General features: G+C 56.0%; 15 protein-coding genes. 10 read left to right on the top strand and 5 right to left on the bottom strand.

Translation table 11 applies throughout. The annotated features are described in order from the left end of the window. Positions 1-41: 41 nt before the first annotated feature. Entirely contained in the window at positions 42-950 is a 909-nt protein-coding gene (locus MIH18_RS05765) for a LysR family transcriptional regulator (protein ID WP_249008171.1), read from the bottom strand. Between the two features lie 107 nt (positions 951-1,057). Here MIH18_RS05765 and MIH18_RS05760 point away from each other — a divergent pair, with 107 nt between their 5' ends. From MIH18_RS05760 to MIH18_RS05730, 7 genes are all read left to right on the top strand, one after another. Next, positions 1,058-1,855, top strand: coding sequence for an isochorismatase family cysteine hydrolase (locus MIH18_RS05760; protein ID WP_249008172.1), 798 nt, complete (start codon positions 1,058-1,060; stop codon positions 1,853-1,855). A gap of 93 nt (positions 1,856-1,948) precedes the next feature. Next, the gene (locus MIH18_RS05755) at positions 1,949-2,740 is read left to right on the top strand and encodes an SDR family NAD(P)-dependent oxidoreductase (RefSeq protein ID WP_249008173.1); all 792 of its coding nucleotides are present in this window, start codon (positions 1,949-1,951) and stop codon (positions 2,738-2,740) included. A 41-nt stretch (positions 2,741-2,781) separates the two neighbouring features. Beyond that, a complete protein-coding gene (gene allB, locus MIH18_RS05750) occupies positions 2,782-4,251 on the top strand; it encodes an allantoinase AllB (RefSeq protein WP_249014129.1) in 1,470 nt (489 codons plus the stop codon). Next, the gene (locus MIH18_RS05745; protein WP_249008175.1) at positions 4,248-5,120 is read left to right on the top strand and encodes an ABC transporter ATP-binding protein; all 873 of its coding nucleotides are present in this window, start codon (positions 4,248-4,250) and stop codon (positions 5,118-5,120) included. Before allB ends, MIH18_RS05745 begins: the two co-directional genes overlap by 4 nt. After that, entirely contained in the window at positions 5,120-5,899 is a 780-nt protein-coding gene (locus tag MIH18_RS05740; RefSeq protein WP_249008176.1) for an ABC transporter permease, read from the top strand. The genes MIH18_RS05745 and MIH18_RS05740 overlap by 1 nt, the downstream gene beginning before the upstream one ends. 31 nt (positions 5,900-5,930) lie before the next feature. Then, positions 5,931-6,950, top strand: coding sequence for an ABC transporter substrate-binding protein (locus tag MIH18_RS05735; RefSeq protein WP_249014128.1), 1,020 nt, complete (start codon positions 5,931-5,933; stop codon positions 6,948-6,950). Positions 6,951-7,023: 73 nt separating this feature from the next. After that, positions 7,024-8,472, top strand: a complete 1,449-nt coding sequence (locus tag MIH18_RS05730; protein ID WP_249014127.1) for an amidohydrolase family protein — start codon at positions 7,024-7,026, stop codon at positions 8,470-8,472. Positions 8,473-8,490: 18 nt separating this feature from the next. Here the strand turns inward: MIH18_RS05730 and MIH18_RS05725 are convergent, their stop codons facing one another. The 3 genes from MIH18_RS05725 to MIH18_RS05715 all read right to left on the bottom strand — a co-directional run bounded on the left by MIH18_RS05725 (position 8,491) and on the right by MIH18_RS05715 (position 11,205). After that, complete coding sequence (locus MIH18_RS05725; RefSeq protein ID WP_249014126.1) at positions 8,491-9,588, bottom strand: ring-opening amidohydrolase; 1,098 nt, start codon at positions 9,586-9,588, stop codon at positions 8,491-8,493. A 70-nt stretch (positions 9,589-9,658) separates the two neighbouring features. Continuing rightward, positions 9,659-10,084 (bottom strand): DUF3830 family protein, encoded by a 426-nt coding sequence (locus tag MIH18_RS05720; RefSeq protein WP_249008180.1) that lies wholly within the window; start codon positions 10,082-10,084, stop codon positions 9,659-9,661. A gap of 71 nt (positions 10,085-10,155) precedes the next feature. After that, positions 10,156-11,205 carry an ABC transporter substrate-binding protein gene (locus tag MIH18_RS05715; RefSeq protein WP_249014125.1) on the bottom strand — a complete coding sequence of 350 codons (1,050 nt, stop codon included), beginning with the start codon at positions 11,203-11,205 and terminating at the stop codon, positions 10,156-10,158. Positions 11,206-11,736: 531 nt separating this feature from the next. Between MIH18_RS05715 and MIH18_RS05710 the strand changes: the two genes are divergently transcribed. The 3 genes from MIH18_RS05710 (at position 11,737) to MIH18_RS05700 (ending at position 15,064) form a co-directional block, all read left to right on the top strand. Further along, positions 11,737-12,648: a LysR family transcriptional regulator gene (locus MIH18_RS05710; protein ID WP_249008182.1), complete on the top strand. Its 912-nt coding sequence runs from the start codon at positions 11,737-11,739 to the stop codon at positions 12,646-12,648. A gap of 1,011 nt (positions 12,649-13,659) precedes the next feature. Continuing rightward, positions 13,660-14,334, top strand: a complete 675-nt coding sequence (locus MIH18_RS05705) for a GDSL-type esterase/lipase family protein (protein ID WP_249008183.1) — start codon at positions 13,660-13,662, stop codon at positions 14,332-14,334. Between the two features lie 355 nt (positions 14,335-14,689). Next, positions 14,690-15,064 carry a hypothetical protein gene (locus MIH18_RS05700; protein ID WP_249014124.1) on the top strand — a complete coding sequence of 125 codons (375 nt, stop codon included), beginning with the start codon at positions 14,690-14,692 and terminating at the stop codon, positions 15,062-15,064. A gap of 330 nt (positions 15,065-15,394) precedes the next feature. On the opposite strand, the gene MIH18_RS05695 is transcribed toward MIH18_RS05700, so the two are convergent. Then, entirely contained in the window at positions 15,395-16,018 is a 624-nt protein-coding gene (locus MIH18_RS05695) for a tyrosine-type recombinase/integrase (protein ID WP_249014123.1), read from the bottom strand. Between the last annotated feature and the right edge of the window lie 230 nt (positions 16,019-16,248).

Raw genomic sequence — 16,248 nt, 5'->3', positions numbered from 1 at the left:
GGTGCTGGCCTGACGGGCTTTGTCGCGCCAATGTAATTCCACTAGCCGATGGGTGCGGTGGCGTTAAGCGCGACACTTACCTGATCCGCAAATTTAGCCGCCGCCACGGATAAGGTTCTGCCTCGTAACTGAGCACAGACCAGCGGAGCGGAGGGTAGGTCACGCCGACTAATCGGCGTGGACACTAGGTTGCTATGCTCGTCGTCCGACGCAGCACCGATTTTCACCTGAAAACCGATACTCTGAGCATCCGCAAGCAGTCCACGCATCAGCTCGAAGGAGTCGGTTTCTGCCATGACCTGCACGTTATTACAGCGTCGCAATAGCACCGTATCCAGCAACTCTCGCACGCCCAGCTCTGGGCTGGGCAGCACCAGTGGATAATCTAGACATTCACTAAATCTGAGCTCAGGTTTGCCAGCCAGGGGGTGCTGCCGACTCATAATAGCCATCACCGGTTCTGCCACCATCACCAGCGGAAGTATGTCTGAACTCAGTTTGGGAAGTACCACAAGGGCCAGATCGGCCTCATAGGCAACCAATGCGGCTACCGACTGCTGCCTGCTGACAATATGGACGCCAAATGAAACGGCTGGGAAGCGTTCGCGAAATCGATTGATCTGTGCCGGCAGGAAACGGGTAGCCAGGGCCTGGCTTGCAACGATCTCCACCCGTCCCCGCCGCAACCCCTTCAGCCCCTCGATTTCCGAGCGCACACGGTCGACGTCCGCCAGATTGCGCCGCACGTAACCAAGAAAAATCTCCCCTGCCGCAGTCAGGCGCATTCCCTTGGCGTGACGCTCGAAAATTGCGACGTCCAACTCTTCCTCGACTTGCTGAACCCGCCGGTCAAGCGCCGAAGGCGTGATGTGGAGGCTCTCGGCGGCGCGTCTGATCGACCCGGCGCGTACGACGGCATCGATGTACTCGAACAGGCGAAGGTGTTTCATGCTCGTTTCCTGTGTTGCGTTTTTTCGAACACTATACCTATAAAATAGCAATAGCACGCATCATTGGTCCGGCGTAGTCTCCATGATAAGCATTCAGGAGACAGTTTATGAAGCCCCGGCAACACGCAGACTCTTGTTCGATTCACTCCAGTGCGCATTCGGTTTCCTGTGCCAACCTGGTGCACTTGCGCGGCTTGGTGCGACCAATGCAGTTCCAGGCTGAACCGGTCCCGGTACAGGTTGACTTGTCCCGCTCCGCGCTGGTTGTGGTGGATATGCAGAACGATTTTTGCCACCCCAGGGGCTGGTTCTCCCTGAGTGGCACCGATGTTGCCTATGCAAGAGCACTGATTCCGGTTTTAAGAGCGGTAATGACGTCTGCCCGTCACCAGGCTATGCCGGTTATTCACCTGCACTGGGGCGTGCGCCCGGACTGTCTGGAAATGCCACTGGGAAATTTGCGTTTGGCAACGCGTTTTGGCGCTCGCACCGGCTACGGCGAAACGCCACCCGGAGGACTGGGGCCGGCATTGGTGGCGGGGAGCTGGGGTGGCCAGGCAATCGCGGAACTGGCGCCGGAAGAGGGTGACATCATTGTTCACAAAAACCGTTTCAGTGGCTTTTGGCACAACGAGCTGGACGCCATCCTGCGTCGGCTGGACATCAGCACCTTGTTCTTTGCCGGTATCAATACAGAACGCTGCGTGCTGGCAAGCATGCAGGACGCCACCTTTCTTGGCTACGACGTGCTGTTGATCGAAGACGCAGCGGCATCACCCGCGCCGCTAGCTTCGACTCAGGCTGCACATGAACTTATTCGCCAGATTTACGGCTTCACTCTGTGTGCCTCCGATTTTATCCAACCTTCCGGCATAAGCAACGCCCCGGAAACACACGGAGACTGAGCCCATGAACGATCAACGCCTGCTCTGGCGTGGCAGTCGGTCAAGCGCTCCAGTTTTGACTGACATTGTCTGAATTTTACTGAGGAACAAAGAATGCGTCTTGAGTTGAAAAACAAGGTGGTGCTGATTACCGGGCCGGCCAAGGGCATGGGCGAGTCCATCACTCGGGCTTTCGCCGGGGAGGGCTGCCGGCTGGCGCTGCTCGCCCGGGATATCGACGCCGTGGCCGCCCTTGCGGAAAGCTTGCGGGCGCAATCAACAGAGGTGCTTCTGATCCCCTGTGACATCACCGATTCAGCCCAGTGTGTTGCAGCAGTGAGCGCTGCCTGCGAGGTTTTTGGAATCGTCCATGTGCTGGTCAATGTGGCCGGGGGCTCTGGTCCCATCGGTAAGACCGGCGCAGAGACCACGGCCGAAGAGTTTGACGAAATCGTGCGCCTGAATATGACCGGGTGCTTTAACACGATCCGGGCTGTCCTGCCGGGAATGATCGAGCAGCAAGAAGGCAAGATCGTGAACATCGGTGGCACCTTCGGCATGCGCGGTAAGTCGGGACGCATGGCTTATTCCGCCTCCAAATGGGGCCTGCGGGGAATGACCAAGAGCTTCGCTCTGGAGGCAGGTCCACACAACATCAACGTGAATATTGTTGCACCCGGCATGGTGGATGGCCCGCGTTTTCGCACAAAAGTCTGCCTGGAAATGGCCGGGCGGCTGGGCATCAGCGAGGAGGAAGCGGCGCGACGACACAGTGAGGATTATGCGTTGCGCCGGGTCTCCACGGCGAATGACGTTGCCAACGCTTGCCTCTTTCTCGCCAGCGATTGCTCGCGCCAGATAACGGGCGTTGATCTGCCAGTGGACGGTGGCTGGGCCTCACTCTAACGAAAACTCTTATGACGGGAACTCTTATGACAGGAACTCTTATGACAGGAACTCTTATGACCTCTGCAGTCACGGCCGATCTGGTGATTACCGGCGGCACGATTGTTACTCACGAAACCACAATCCGTGCGGCCCTGGCCATACGAGACGGCGTCATCGTCGCTATTGGCGACGAAGAGTCCATGCCTGCTGCCAAGGAAACACTGAATGCCGATGGCATGTATTTGTTGCCCGGTGCCATCGACGTTCACGTGCACTTTCGCGACCCTGGCTACACCCACAAGGAAACTTGGGAGACTGGCACTGCAGCTGCCGCAATGGGCGGCGTTACTACGGTGTTTGATATGCCCAACACCAATCCGCCCACTGGCACGCTGGAGGCATTGCAGCAAAAGCTGGCTCTAGCGGACCAACAGGCCTATGTGGATTTTGGTATCTACGGGCTGCTTGGGGCAGAAAATATCGACGAGCTGCAGGACCTGGCCGAAGACGGCATCATCGGTTTCAAGTGCTTCATGGGTAATACCTTCGGTAACCTGCCGGCACCGTCCACTGGCGCCATGCTCGAAGCCTTCGAGCGCGTGGCGCCCACCGGGCTGCGCGTGTCCCTTCATGCGGAGACGGCTTCGGTCATGGCCTGGCGTTACGAGCGGCTGCGGGCCGCGGGGCGCAATGATCCGCTAGCGCACATCGCCGCGCGGCCCGCAGTGGTTGCCATTGAGGCAGTGTCTCGGGCTGCCATACTTTCCGAATGGACCGGCACTCGCGTCCATGTTCTGCACGTCTCCTCCGCCGATGAGTTGCGGCCTCTGCGCGAGGCCAAGCAGCGCGGTGTGGACATCACCTGCGAAACCTGTCCCCACTACCTGTTACTGAACACCGATGACTACGACCGGCTCGGAAGCCTCATCCGGGTTAATCCGCCGGTTCGTGAAGCCACGGATTCGGCGGCAATCTGGGACGGCATTCGCGACGGTACGGTGGACATGATTGCCACCGATCATGCACCTCATACGCCGGAAGAAAAGTGTAACGACAACATCTGGAAGGCCGATTGTGGTTTCCCCGGTGTGGAAACGCAGATGCCCCTCATGCTGACCTCGGTGAACAATGGCCAGATCAGCATCCATGATTATGTGCGGTTGACGGCCGTATCCCCGGCCCGCGCCTGGGGACTTTACCCACGCAAGGGCGCTCTGATCCCCGGCTCCGACGCCGACATCGCCATTGTCGATATGGCCCGAAAGACGACTATTCGGGAGTCAGAACTGCACTCGACCAGCGCCCGTATTTCTCCCTATAACGGCTGGGAGGTAACCGGCTTGCCGATTCACACGCTGGTGCGTGGTCGGTTCGTGATGCGTGATCGCCAGCTTGTCACCGAAGCACGGGGTCACGGCAGAACGGTCAAGCCGTTGCAGAAAATGCCTCCTGCCCGCGTGACCAATGCTGACAAAACCCTTGCCGCTGAACTTGCAAAGGCGCCTGCAAAAGGACGCAATGAGTTATGAATACATCGCCACTCACCTTTGCCAAAGCAGCCTGGGAGCAAGAGCACCACGAGGTGCCGAAAATCGAAGCCGTCAAGCTGGAGAACGCGGAGGTTGTTTATGGAAGTGGCAAAAAGACAATTCAGGCGCTTGCGCCTACCTCCATGACTATTGAGCAGGGCGAATTCGTCGCCCTGGTCGGCCCATCCGGCTGCGGTAAATCGACAATTTTGAAGCTTGTCAGTGGGTTGCTTCCCGCAACCCACGGGCATGTACATGTCGGCGGCCGCGAGGTCGGGGCAAAAAGGATCGGCGTGGGAATGGCGTTCCAGAACCCTACGCTGTTGCCCTGGCTAAGTGTGCGCAAGAACGTAATGCTGCCGTTGAAAATCGTTCCACCCTTCCGCGACCGCTATCAAAAAGAGCGCAACGGTGAGTTCCGGGACCGGGCGGAATCCCTGCTGGAGAAGGTCGGGCTGGCCGGTTTTGGCGACAAGCAACCCTGGGAATTATCCGGCGGCATGCTGCAGCGTGCATCTCTCTGTCGTGCGCTGATCCATGACCCGGCGATGCTGCTTCTAGATGAACCCTTCGGCGCCCTGGATCAGTTCACCCGTGAAGAACTTTGGGACACGCTGCAGAGCCTTTGGCAGGAGACCAAGCCGACCGTTCTGCTAGTGACCCATGACCTGCGCGAAGCCGCCTATCTGGGAACGCGGATCTGTGTCATGAGTCCGCGCCCTGGCCGGATTCTGGATGATCGTGAAGTCCAACTGCCACGACCACGCACCATCGATATGACGTTTTCGCAGGAGTTCGTTAGCCTCACCCAGCAAATGCGGCAGTTGATAACCCACACACGACTGGATCTGCCAAAGGAGAAAAGCTGATGGAAATTTCTGCTCAGTTTCGTCAGAAGCTTGCTTCCGGCGCGCTCATTATTGGGTTCTTCCTGGTCTGGGAAGTTTTTTGTGTCGTCTTTTCTATTTCGGAAATCGTGCTGCCTCGGCCAAGCCAGATCATGGCAACGCTGATTGATCGGTTTCCGGCATTGATGCCCCATATGATGCAAACGCTTGGTACCACACTGGCCGGATTTGCACTCGGCGTCAGCTCTGGGTTGCTGATCGGCGTCATCGTCGGCTCTTCGCGCATGGCCTACGATACGGTGTACCCGTTGCTTGTCGGCTTCTCTTCGATTCCCAAGGTGGCGGTTGTTCCCATTTTCGTGCTTTGGTTCGGCAGCGGCACGCTACCGGCTGTGTTGACTTCTTTTGTGATATGCATCTTTCCGGTTGTTGTTAATGTGGCTACGGGCCTTGCAACGACTGAACCGGAACTTGAAGACGTGCTGAAGGCGCTTGGTGCCAAACGCCGCGAGATTCTCTGGAACGTGGGTTTGCCGCGAACCATGCCGTATTTTTTTGCATCGCTGAAAGTGGCCATAACCTTGGCTTTCGTCGGTACCGTGCTGGCCGAGACCATTGCCTCAAATCGCGGCATTGGCAACGTCATGATGATTGCTACCTCTACGTTTGATGTTCCACTGGTATTCGCCGGACTGTTTTTGCTGGCTTTTCTGGGCGTGATTCTTTACGTGATTTTTACCCTGATTGAGCGGCAAGTGACGGGCTGGGCTACGCGCAAGTCTGATCTTCCAACTGCTTAATCATCATTCTGAAGCCATGAGGAGCTACACCATGAAATTTCATCACCTCGCCATAAAAGTTGTTGCAGCCGCAACCATGCTGATGTCGTTTAGCGCCGCTGCGGATCTGACGAAAATTAATTTTACGCTGGACTGGCGAATACAGGGCGTGCATGCCTGGTATTACCTGGCCGACGAGCTCGGTTATTTCGAGGAAGAGGGGTTGGATGTGCAAGTCGATCAGGGCGAGGGGTCCGCCGCGACTGTCAGTCGCATCATGTCAGGCGCCTATGATGCCGGCTTTGGCGACATGAACGCTATTATCCAGAATGCAGCCATTCATGAGGGCAAAAACCCTGTCATGGTCTATCAGGTCTACAATCAGCCACCATTTGCCGTGCTGACCCGGTCTGATGGTCCCATAAAGTCCATCAAGGACCTCGAAGGGGCTAATCTGGGTGGTCCCGCAGGAAGTGCTGCCACCGTACTTTTCCCCGTCATGGCTAACGCTGCGGGAATCGACGTCGACACCATCGAAATCACTAATGTTGCCTCTAGCCTTCAGGAACAGTTGTTAAACAATGGCACGGTCGACGGTTCACTGGTATTCAACGTCACCAGCTACATGAATTTGGTATCTCAGGGGCTGGATCCCGAAGAAGACTTTACCTGGTACCGCTTTGGTGATTATGGGGTAGAGATCTATTCTAACGGCGTCATGGTCTCGCTTGAGCTAATAAAGGAAAAGCCCGAAGCCGTTGCAGGGCTTGTTCGTGCCATAAACCGGGCGTTCCACGAAGTGCGCGCAGATCCAGCGGCCGCCATGAAGGTACTGGTGAGCGTGGAAGGTTTTCTGGACGCTGACGCCGAGGCCAAACGCCTGCAGTTTGCCATGGACAACCTGATTGTTTCTGACGAGTCTAGCAAGATCGGCATCGGGGCGGTCGACCCTGAGCGTCTTGGCCGGTCCATTGACACCATCGTTAAACTCTATGATCTGAAAAGAACGCCAACCGTCGATGAGGTGTTCTCAGCCGACTTTTTGCCGCAACGAGATAAACGCGAACTTTAAGCAAGGGTCACGGGCAGGATCAGGCCGGTTTTTTGCCGGCCCGATTCAAATCAGCGAATAAAGGAAAGGCGCCATGCAAACACAGGCCATCACAGTTTCCGATGCCCTTTTGGGGTCAGATTTTATAACCCATGGCGCAACTCGTGTGCAGGTGGTGGACGGCTTCATTCAGTCCGTCACAAGCGATGTTGCGAGCGAATCAGGGCCGCGGCGTTTATTGATGCCGGCATTCGCCAACGCCCACGACCACGGTAGGCCGTTGTCCACAACGTCTTTTGGCGCAGGCGGCAAGCCTCTGGAAACCTGGTTGCTGCGTCTGGCCGCCATTCCGTCAGTCGATCCATATCTTGCTGCCGTCGCCGCTTTGGGCCGAGCGGCCGAGGGTGGTTGTGCGGCGGTAATGATCCATTGCACCCGGCCTCAAGGCCTGACACCGCTGGCCGAAGAAGTCGAGGCGGTTGCCCGTGCAGCAACCGATGTGGGCGTGAGGCTGGCGTTCGCGGTGGCCCTGCGGGACCGCAACCCGGTGGTTTATGGCGATGAAACGCCTGTGGTAAAGGCCCTTCCGCCCCAGGCAAGAGAGGTGCTGGGGCGCTATTTCAGAACGCCTTCGCAATCCTGGCGTGAACAACTGGCGCTGGTGGATGACATTGCGACAAAACTGGGCGGCGGTAACGTGAATGTTCAGTACGGTCCTACGGGCGTCCAATGGTGCTCCGATGAAATGTTAGCGGGTATTGCCGAGGTCTCGGCATCCACCGGCCGGCGGGTTCATATGCATTTGCTGGAGACACGTTATCAGCGCGAGTATGCCGATCGCTTATACCCTGGTGGGGTGGTGCGTTATCTGCATGACATCGGCCTGCTTTCCCCGAGGCTGACACTGGCACACTGCGTCTGGGCGCGACCGGACGAACTGGCACTGATCGCCGAATCCGGCGCCACCATTGCGGTCAATACCAGCTCGAATCTGCATCTTCATTCTGGCATTGCACCTTTGAGAAGAATGTTGGATAGCGGCTGTCGGGTAGCCCTCGGGCTCGATGGTTGCGCCCTTGACGAAGATGACGACGCGTTGCGAGAGCTGCGCCTGGGAGCGCTTTTGCACGCCGCACCGGGATTTGGCGATCCAACCTATCGCGGGCAGATGTTGCGCGCTGCCACTGCTCACGGACGTGCTTCGCTGGGTCTGGCCGGAACCGGCAGTATTGCCCAAGGAGAGCCGGCTGACTGGATAACACTGGATCTGGATCATTTGGATCGCGATGGCATCCTGCGGGTCGACCCGCAGGATCTCCTATTCGCCAGGGCTAACAAGACACATCTGGACGAAGTAGTGGTCGCCGGCAAGACCATCGTGCAACGCGGAAAACTGGTCAGTCTGGATCTTGATCAAGTGCAGGAAGAGCTGCGTGACCGATTTCGTCGAGCGTTGTCCGAGCGCTCCGATTTCTGTGCCTCTTGGCCGGAAATAGAGAGCGCGGTTACCCAGTATTATCACGAACGTGCGGGCTGCTGTTGAGTCGCCCCCTGCGCGACCTTATCCGTTACGAACGATCAGTGCTAGGGGGCCGCCGCCGTTAGGACCTTGGTGCTCTGCGCCACCGGACACAAACAGCCGGGTGTCGCCCAGCCGGCCGGCGAGCACCCCGCCCACCAGTGCCCGTGCGTGACGTGATGCGTTGATGTCGCTGTCATCACTCATGACATGACGGCTGCCGCGTATGCTGCCGCAGGCGGAGGGTTCGGCCTTAACCAGCAAACCTACGAGTCGGGCGGACGTCAGCTCCAGGGCCTCTCCCTCCGGCGTACTGGCCATGGCCCGGTCGACCGCCAGGACATCCAAGGCATCTTCCATTACGGCATGGCCGATACGGTATTCGGGGTCCCAGCCGGGGGCATTGCCCAGTACCAGAACCTCATTGCGCAGCAGTTCTATGCCGGCAGAGGTGCTGGCCCGTGTGGAATACAGCGACCAGTCGCGGCAGATCTGCTCATCCCGGACCGCACCATCGGGTAACTCTCCGAGTGCGGCGGCCACGCCAAGGGCCGAAGCACCACGGGAGTAACCCATGGATTCGTAAGTGTCATGGCAAACCACGATGTGGCCCCGTGCGGCGGCATCGTTGATGCGGGCAGCCGTCAGCAGCGGGCATTTGATCTGCACATAATGCACATCCTCGATACGTTGGATACCGGCGCTGGCCATGGCCTGCAGAACCGCCTCTAGAGTCAGGGATGCCTGGGTACTGCGGCCGATTTCTTCCGGCCTGAAGTCGCGGGTGAAGGCGACGCCGGCGGCAAGGCCGGGAATGCTGCCGGTATGGGCGGGTTGGCTGCTGTTGGCCTCAAATACCAGCAAATGGGGGCTGAGGCCGCCTTCGGTGCCACCGGACATTACAAAGGCGATGCGCTCGCCAACCTGAGCCTCTGTCAGCGCCAGCTGGCGGGCGAAAAAGGATCGCAGCGTGCCCGAGGCGAAGGCCCGGGTAAAGTCGTTGACACAGCCATTACCCTCGGTCTTGCCCAGTACAGCGATCACCCGGGCGGGGTCTATCTGGCGGCGATCGATGGCTCTGGCAAGCGCCGTCACATCATCGGGAGCGCTAGTGGCCAGGCGAGTTACACGTGTTTTCATAGTCTCGTTACCTTTTCAGACCTAGGGTTGTTCAGAAGCAGGGCTGCTTCTGAACGAGCGTCGGTAACGGTCAGCCCAGCTCGAAAGTGACATCCTGAGCACCGTCCCACAGGGTTTTTAGGCCTAGCGCGCGCAAATTCTCACTGCCTTGGGTGATGGTGAGGAAGTGATTGCCAGCGAGCTGGCCGAGTTTGCTGGAGAAGCAACAGGCGCCGTAGGCCACGATGATTTCGGTTTCGCTGTAGCCTCCGGGGTAAAACAGAATGTCCCCGGCCGAAGGGTGGCTGGTGTGATTTTCGAAGCCGATCGGCGTGCCTGCGCTGGTGAGTTGATAGTCGCCCAGTGGCACCCAGCAACCCTCGCCGCTCCAGCGTACGTGAATGAACTTCTGCCGATAGGGCAGGAGCTGCAGAAAGGCTGCCAGGGTTTCGGGCGCATTGGGATGTGCTTCGGCAAGAAATTCAAAACCGCCTGTCGTAATTTTGATTGTTGTCATGCTGTTTCTCTGTCTGTTTCTCTGTCTGTTTCGGGTTCTGACCCGGGCGCATGTCAGGAACCCGAGCAGGCTCAGAGCTTGCTGGGGCGCGCGTCGCGCGGGGGTAGGAAGCTGCGGTCAAAAATTTGCTTAATGGTTGGGGTATTGCCCAAATTATTGGCAGAGACCACTGTGTCGATGTTCTTTTTCAGGCGTGCATCATCCACGTTGCCCAGGCCAACCTTGGCTATTTCTGGGTGGCTCATGTCGTTGCGCATGGTGGTGAGCATCTTGTCCATTTCCCGTTCGCGGTCGAGCAAGGGCTCGCGCTTCATTAAGGCATCAATGGCTTCTTCGGGATTGGCAATGGCATCTTGGATGGCTTGATTCAGCGCGGCCACGAAGCCACGCACGGCTTCCGGGTTGTTTTTGATGAAGTCTTGTGAGAAGAAAACGGCATTTGAGTACAGGTCCATGCCGTGATCGCCGTAGCGGATGAACCGCAGTTCTTTCTTGGGGTCCAGACCCATGCCCTTGGCGCTGAAAGTTATGGTGGTGATGTAACCGAGGGCAGCCTCTATTTCGCCGCGCATCAACAGCTGCTCACGAAGGCTGGGGGACATGTTGTTGATTGTTACCTTTGACTGATCAATGCCCGCCAGCTCAGCAAAGGCCGGGAACAGTTTGAGGGCCGCATCATTGGCCGGCGCGCCAACCGTTTTGCCTTCAAGGTCTGTGGGCTTGGTAATGGGGCTGTCAGCCTTGACCGCGATCACGAACGGGGGCGTATTGTAGATCATGTACACGCCCACAGGGGCAAGCTCGGGCTGAGTGGCGGCTAATTGGATCAGGGCATTGGTATCGCCGAAACCAGCGTCATAGCTGCCCGAGGCGACTTTGGGGATGGAGGCGGCAGAACCTGAGCCCTGGTCGATGGTGACATTCAGTCCTCGCTCCTTGAAGTAGCCCTTTTCCTCTGCAAGAAAAAACCAGGCCTGGGCACCTTCGTACTTCCAGTTCAATACCAAATCGATATCGGTGTCGGCGAGGGCCGGGGAGGAGCCAACGAACGCCAGCCCCAAGCTTAGTGTGGCGGTAACAAGATGTTTCCGGATACGTGATTGATTCGAAAATATAGCCATGATCGAGATTCCTTCGGGTGTGTTACGAGCGAAAGTTGAAGCTCAGCGGCCGTGGCAACAAAGCAGTGATGCGATTCAACAAGAAAATGACTGGCACGAGCATCTTGGTCGGGTGAGGACGTACTGCAGGCATCCTTATATATTCACGCCAGTGCTTTTGTTGTTTATGCCAGCTCCTAATCTTCACACACCACTTTCAAAGCAGTCGGCATGCCATTTGCGTGTCTGAATAGCCGCTTTATTGCGAGCATTGTGTTGCCGTACCGGCAACAATCAGTCTTGTCGCCATGGCCGGAGCGCATTCTCCCTCTATAGCAAAGGGGAAACTCGGCGCACAGGTGACGGTGGCAAGTTCGATGGCCGGCGGGGCGGGCTTGCGGAACCGGGGTCTGGATCGCACCAGCAGAGAGCAGTCTGCCCGCAAATGTTGCATAAACTCCAAGGACGTTGCTTGTCCACAGCAGCGGCTTGACACCGGTAAAATCGCTATGACGGGCTCTCAAAGCCGCCGCCTTCGCAAAGGAATCAGCCTTGAATCATCTCCGTTTCTTGCAGTACCTAGACGAAGTTGCCCGTGTGGGCTCGATCCGCCAGGCAGCCGAGAGGCTGCACGTGGCGCCCTCAGCAGTGAATCGCCGTATTCAGGACCTGGAAGCCGAGCTGGGAACTCCGCTGTTCGAACGTCAGCCTCGAGGGATGCGGTTGACGGCTGCCGGGGAATTGTTTGTTCAGTACATCCGCAGCCGTGCGGCACACCTGGAACAGGTGCGTTCCGAGATCGAAGACCTGCAGGGCCTGCGCCGTGGTTGCGTGCGTATCGTGGCGAGCCAGGCAGCCGCTGCAGCCTTTTTGCCGGAGCGGATTGCCGGCTTCAGGAAGAAACATCCTCTGGTTGAATTTCAGGTTCAAGTGGCTGATCACAGCCAGGCGCTGGAGTCACTGCGCACTTTCGAGTCGGACCTGGCCCTGATTTTTCACCTCGACCCCGAAACGGATATCATGCGCCTGGATGAACTGGCGCAGCCGCTGTGTCTAGTCATGCATCGTGATCATCCGCTTGCGGCTCAAGATGGCCCTGTCAAGTTACGGCAATGCCTGGACTATCCGTTGGTCCTTCCCGACTCGGATATTGCCGGGCGGCAGTTGCTGGACGCTTTCCTCGCCCGCCGATCCATCAAGCTCAAGCCGGTGATGAGAAGCAACAGCTTCGAGTTCCTGTTGGGTTATCTGCGCTATGAGCAGGCGTTGACCTTTCAGATAGAAATTGGCGTCACGCCCGAGGCCGGCGAACTTGTCAGCCGGAAAATACAGGATCGCGGTTTTCCCTCCGCCAATCTGGTGCTGGCCTCTCTGCGGAATCGCCAGTTGCCGGTAGTGGCTTATACTTTTGCGGAATATCTGAGCAGCACCTTCGCGCAATTCGGGCGTGTCCGGGCAAAATGACAGATCTGTCTTTTTTGCGTAATTAGGTGAATGGTATTACGCGTTTAATATGTGGCTAGGCCCAAATGGTGGCTTTGGTTTAGCGGTGATAGTTAAGCAAGCAAGGGCTAGCTTAGTTGTCATAATGGGCACTCAACGTGAGCAAATGGGTAGCATTTTTCTGTGTCCTAATTGCTTTGTGCCAAAGCAGTGCAGTGGTCAAAATTATAGTGGCATGAAAATACATTTCAAATTCATGGACACACCATGGACACAAATTGGGCACAGGAAATTAAAAAGGCCCTACGCTTTCGCGTAAGGCCTTTTTAAAAATATGGCGCGCCCGACAGGATTCGAACCTGTGACCACTGCCTTCGGAGAGCACCGCTACAGTGCGTTTGTAAGAGGGTTTAATCGTCCTAAATCTGGAAAATCAAATACTTAATCCAAATCCCGGTGCAATAAAAAATCCCTATTTATCAGTATTTTGACCGATTAGCACCGATTTTGGGCACAAGGCTGATAGGGCTTCGTTGTCCGGAAATAGGACATTTGATCGGTGCCCAAGGCTGTCCTCGGAGCTAGTTGTTAGGATTTTACGCCTTGGAGAGTGGTTCGCAACTGTTAGGTAATGAGTGTCCGGAATTCGGACATCCAAGGATTCGGTGAGTGCAGTATGTGGTTGTGTTGAATTAACAATAACGGGCTAATAGCCCACCCAGAAAACATCGGGTTAATCGCAACCCAATAAACCATGGAAGGCTGACATGATCGGAAAACATGAAAAGAGCAGCGGCCAAGAGTTCCGGCTTACGTCACCCTGAGATGGCCGATGGTAGTGATACCAAAATTGGCCGTCGTGGTTTTATCCAGTTTTCCTGGATAGCAACACTGATAGGCGCTGGGTTATTTCCGGCATGGAGTAACTGTTGGGAGCATCGGGTTGAGATTCCTTATGCGGGAATCAGCAGTTGCGTCCGTTCAGGCGCCAGCCTATCGTAAAGCAGATATGACCCGGACGGGAGTTTACCTATGACTACCCATCATGCCATGGCGGGAGGGGCACCGCGATTGCGTTTATTGATGCTCCTCGTGCTGTCGCTTCTACTCACCGCCTGCGGCGATTCGCCGCCTCGCTATCAACCTCTGGCGCATGGCTCGGTGGTACTGGCATTCGGGGACAGCGTTACCCACGGCACCGGAGCCGGAAAGGGCGAAGACTTCCCCTCACTGCTGTCAAGGTCAACCGGCTGGAAGGTCGTCAATGCCGGCGTGCCGGGTGACACCGCCAGTGAAGCCCGTGGACGCATCGCGGGATCGCTTCAGAAACATGAGCCAGACTTGGTGATTGTGGAACTGGGCGGTAATGATTTTCTGCGGCGGCAGTCTGCCAGTCAGGTAAAGGAGCATCTTCGAGAAATTGTTACCGCCGTTCGCCGGTCCGGAGCCGTGCCTGTGCTGGTAGCGGTACCAGAGTTCTCGGTGTTCGGCGCCAGTGTGGGCAGCCTCTCAGACTCGCCCATCTATGAGGAATTGGCCGAAGAAGAGCTCATCCTGGTGATCGACGATATTTTCTCTGAGGTGCTTTCTGACGAGGGCCTTCGGGCAGACCGTATTCACCCCAACGCCAGGGGCTATCGCCAGATGGCTCGCGGCATTGCTGAGGCGCTCACTGACGCGGGCCTGAAATCTCAGATAGCTCCGTAAGAGAGTGACTTACAGATCCATTAAGACACAAAGTGTTTCTGCAATGGGGGCGGAAGTTACACAGCTTGGTTTACAGGTTTATGAACATCGAACATCTTTGTTGCCTGCGGCTGCGTGGATTGGGGTCAGGTCAGCAGCCCAATGTTCGCTTTAGGACTCGACCTGACCTGGATTACGATTGCGAAGCGGCCATTTTATGGTTTCACTAACACTCATCCCTCTTGCACCACAAACCACCCCAGACATCCCATTGCAGCAAGACGGTCGAAACAGCTGAGAACCCCTCACATCGTTGAAAGGAAAAGCACATTCAGCCAGACTGGCTGTGAGCAAATTGAACGAGGGAGAATTTAGAATGATGAAGGTTGGAGTTTTAGGCTTTTTGGTCCTGATGTTTGCAAGCTCAGTATCGGCGCAAAGCACTTATTGCGATGGTTTTGGAAACTGCTCTGGTGGCGGAGTAAACACCTACACGGACGACTTCGGAAACACGTCCGGAACTGTCGGAGAAAGATCGTATGATACCTACAAAGATGATTTCGGCAACACGTCCGGGTCGATTGGAAACGAGAGCATCAACACGTATTCCGATCAGTTTGGGAATACAACGGGAACAATGGGCGGCGACTCAGTAAATCTTTATACCGATGAATTCGGAAACACGACCGGCACTATCGGGGGAGAGAGCGTGAACTGCTACACCGATGGCTTCGGGAACACCAGTTGCTAGTGAACAGTCGCAACTTCCAACGATAAAGACGGCCGTAGAGCCGGCTTTATTATTCATGAAGCAGCGATAAGACTGGTTTGTTGCCGCCAGAGAGCGGCCTGAACAAATTATTTCTGTCGACCTTTGACCTGCCCCCAATCACTGAAGCATTTGCTGCTTATTAATGTCGGTTAATTTACGTCCCCACTGTCAAGAGGTCTCAGAGCTAGACTAGTTAGCCGTTTCCATCGCTCTAAAAGGACCGCTTTTATCAGTCGTTTGGCATTATTCAATCGACTCGCCCTTCGCAATTCTCCGTCATGTTCTGACTCCGCTTCGTTTTGAGCAGCTTCAAATTTCGATGTGCTCAGAAAGCTCAAGAGCATCATCAATCTCGACGCCCAGATATCGCACAGTGCTTTCAAGGCTTCTGTGTCCTAATAGTATCTGAACCGCTCTGAGATTCTTGGTCTGACGATAGATTAGCGCGACCTTGGTGCGTCTCATCGAATGAGTTCCGTAAGCCGTGCTGTCCAACCCAATACTGCAAACCCACTTTTTCACCAAACGCCCGTAGTGCCTCGTATTGATATGATCTTTGCGTCGGTAGCTGCTGGGGAAAAGATAGTCGAGGGAACAGAGATTTTTCAGTTTGATCCACGCCGCGAGAGCGTCCCGCGTTTTGGCTGTTATTTCGAAAGAGACAGGTCGTTTGGTTTTTTGCTGAACAATTTTCGCTCTAGACACTATTTCTGTGCCGCGCGCGATATCGCTAACCATTAGCTTTACCAGGTCACATCCACGCAATTTGCTATCAATAGCCAAGTTAAAAAGGGTGAGATCTCGCACCTTGTGCGCCATGTCCAGTCTCACTCGTATCGACCAGACCTCTTCAGGTTTCAGCGGGAGTTTCTGACCTATAAGCTTTCCTTTGTTCCAAGGTTCTCGCGTAAATACGAACTCTGATAATGACATGTTGGCCACCCTCCTGAGCAAGCGGAGTCTACTCAAAGTATGGCCCGCTTTTCACCACGCTGCCCGTTTTGAGACGAACGGTAGATAGCTCGATTACAGTAGGAAAGGTACGCAAAAATTCGGAAAGTCTGTTGTTAGAGGCCGGTGCAGTCGCCGAGGCTTTGTTCTCAAAGCGGTCCATTTTTCCGGTCCAAACTGGGCCGTTCTTTGGCATCCGGTAAATGGTCTGG

The organism is Marinobacter sp. M3C, from assembly GCF_023311895.1.
Taxonomy (GTDB): Bacteria; Pseudomonadota; Gammaproteobacteria; order Pseudomonadales; family Oleiphilaceae; genus Marinobacter.
The sequence above is the reverse complement of the archived record's forward strand: the minus strand, read 5'-3'. Positions and strand labels throughout refer to the sequence as shown.

Bases quoted from the DNA above. Each gene is read 5' to 3' on its own strand.
- MIH18_RS05765 (WP_249008171.1), bottom strand. From the start codon at position 950: ATGAAACACCTTCGCCTGTTCGAGTACATCGATGCCGTCGTACGCGCC.
- MIH18_RS05760 (WP_249008172.1), top strand. From the start codon at position 1,058: ATGAAGCCCCGGCAACACGCAGACTCTTGTTCGATTCACTCCAGTGCG.
- MIH18_RS05755 (WP_249008173.1), top strand. From the start codon at position 1,949: ATGCGTCTTGAGTTGAAAAACAAGGTGGTGCTGATTACCGGGCCGGCC.
- allB (WP_249014129.1), top strand. From the start codon at position 2,782: ATGACAGGAACTCTTATGACCTCTGCAGTCACGGCCGATCTGGTGATT.
- MIH18_RS05745 (WP_249008175.1), top strand. From the start codon at position 4,248: ATGAATACATCGCCACTCACCTTTGCCAAAGCAGCCTGGGAGCAAGAG.
- MIH18_RS05740 (WP_249008176.1), top strand. From the start codon at position 5,120: ATGGAAATTTCTGCTCAGTTTCGTCAGAAGCTTGCTTCCGGCGCGCTC.
- MIH18_RS05735 (WP_249014128.1), top strand. From the start codon at position 5,931: ATGAAATTTCATCACCTCGCCATAAAAGTTGTTGCAGCCGCAACCATG.
- MIH18_RS05730 (WP_249014127.1), top strand. From the start codon at position 7,024: ATGCAAACACAGGCCATCACAGTTTCCGATGCCCTTTTGGGGTCAGAT.
- MIH18_RS05725 (WP_249014126.1), bottom strand. From the start codon at position 9,588: ATGAAAACACGTGTAACTCGCCTGGCCACTAGCGCTCCCGATGATGTG.
- MIH18_RS05720 (WP_249008180.1), bottom strand. From the start codon at position 10,084: ATGACAACAATCAAAATTACGACAGGCGGTTTTGAATTTCTTGCCGAA.
- MIH18_RS05715 (WP_249014125.1), bottom strand. From the start codon at position 11,205: ATGGCTATATTTTCGAATCAATCACGTATCCGGAAACATCTTGTTACC.
- MIH18_RS05705 (WP_249008183.1), top strand. From the start codon at position 13,660: ATGACTACCCATCATGCCATGGCGGGAGGGGCACCGCGATTGCGTTTA.
- MIH18_RS05700 (WP_249014124.1), top strand. From the start codon at position 14,690: ATGATGAAGGTTGGAGTTTTAGGCTTTTTGGTCCTGATGTTTGCAAGC.
- MIH18_RS05695 (WP_249014123.1), bottom strand. From the start codon at position 16,018: ATGTCATTATCAGAGTTCGTATTTACGCGAGAACCTTGGAACAAAGGA.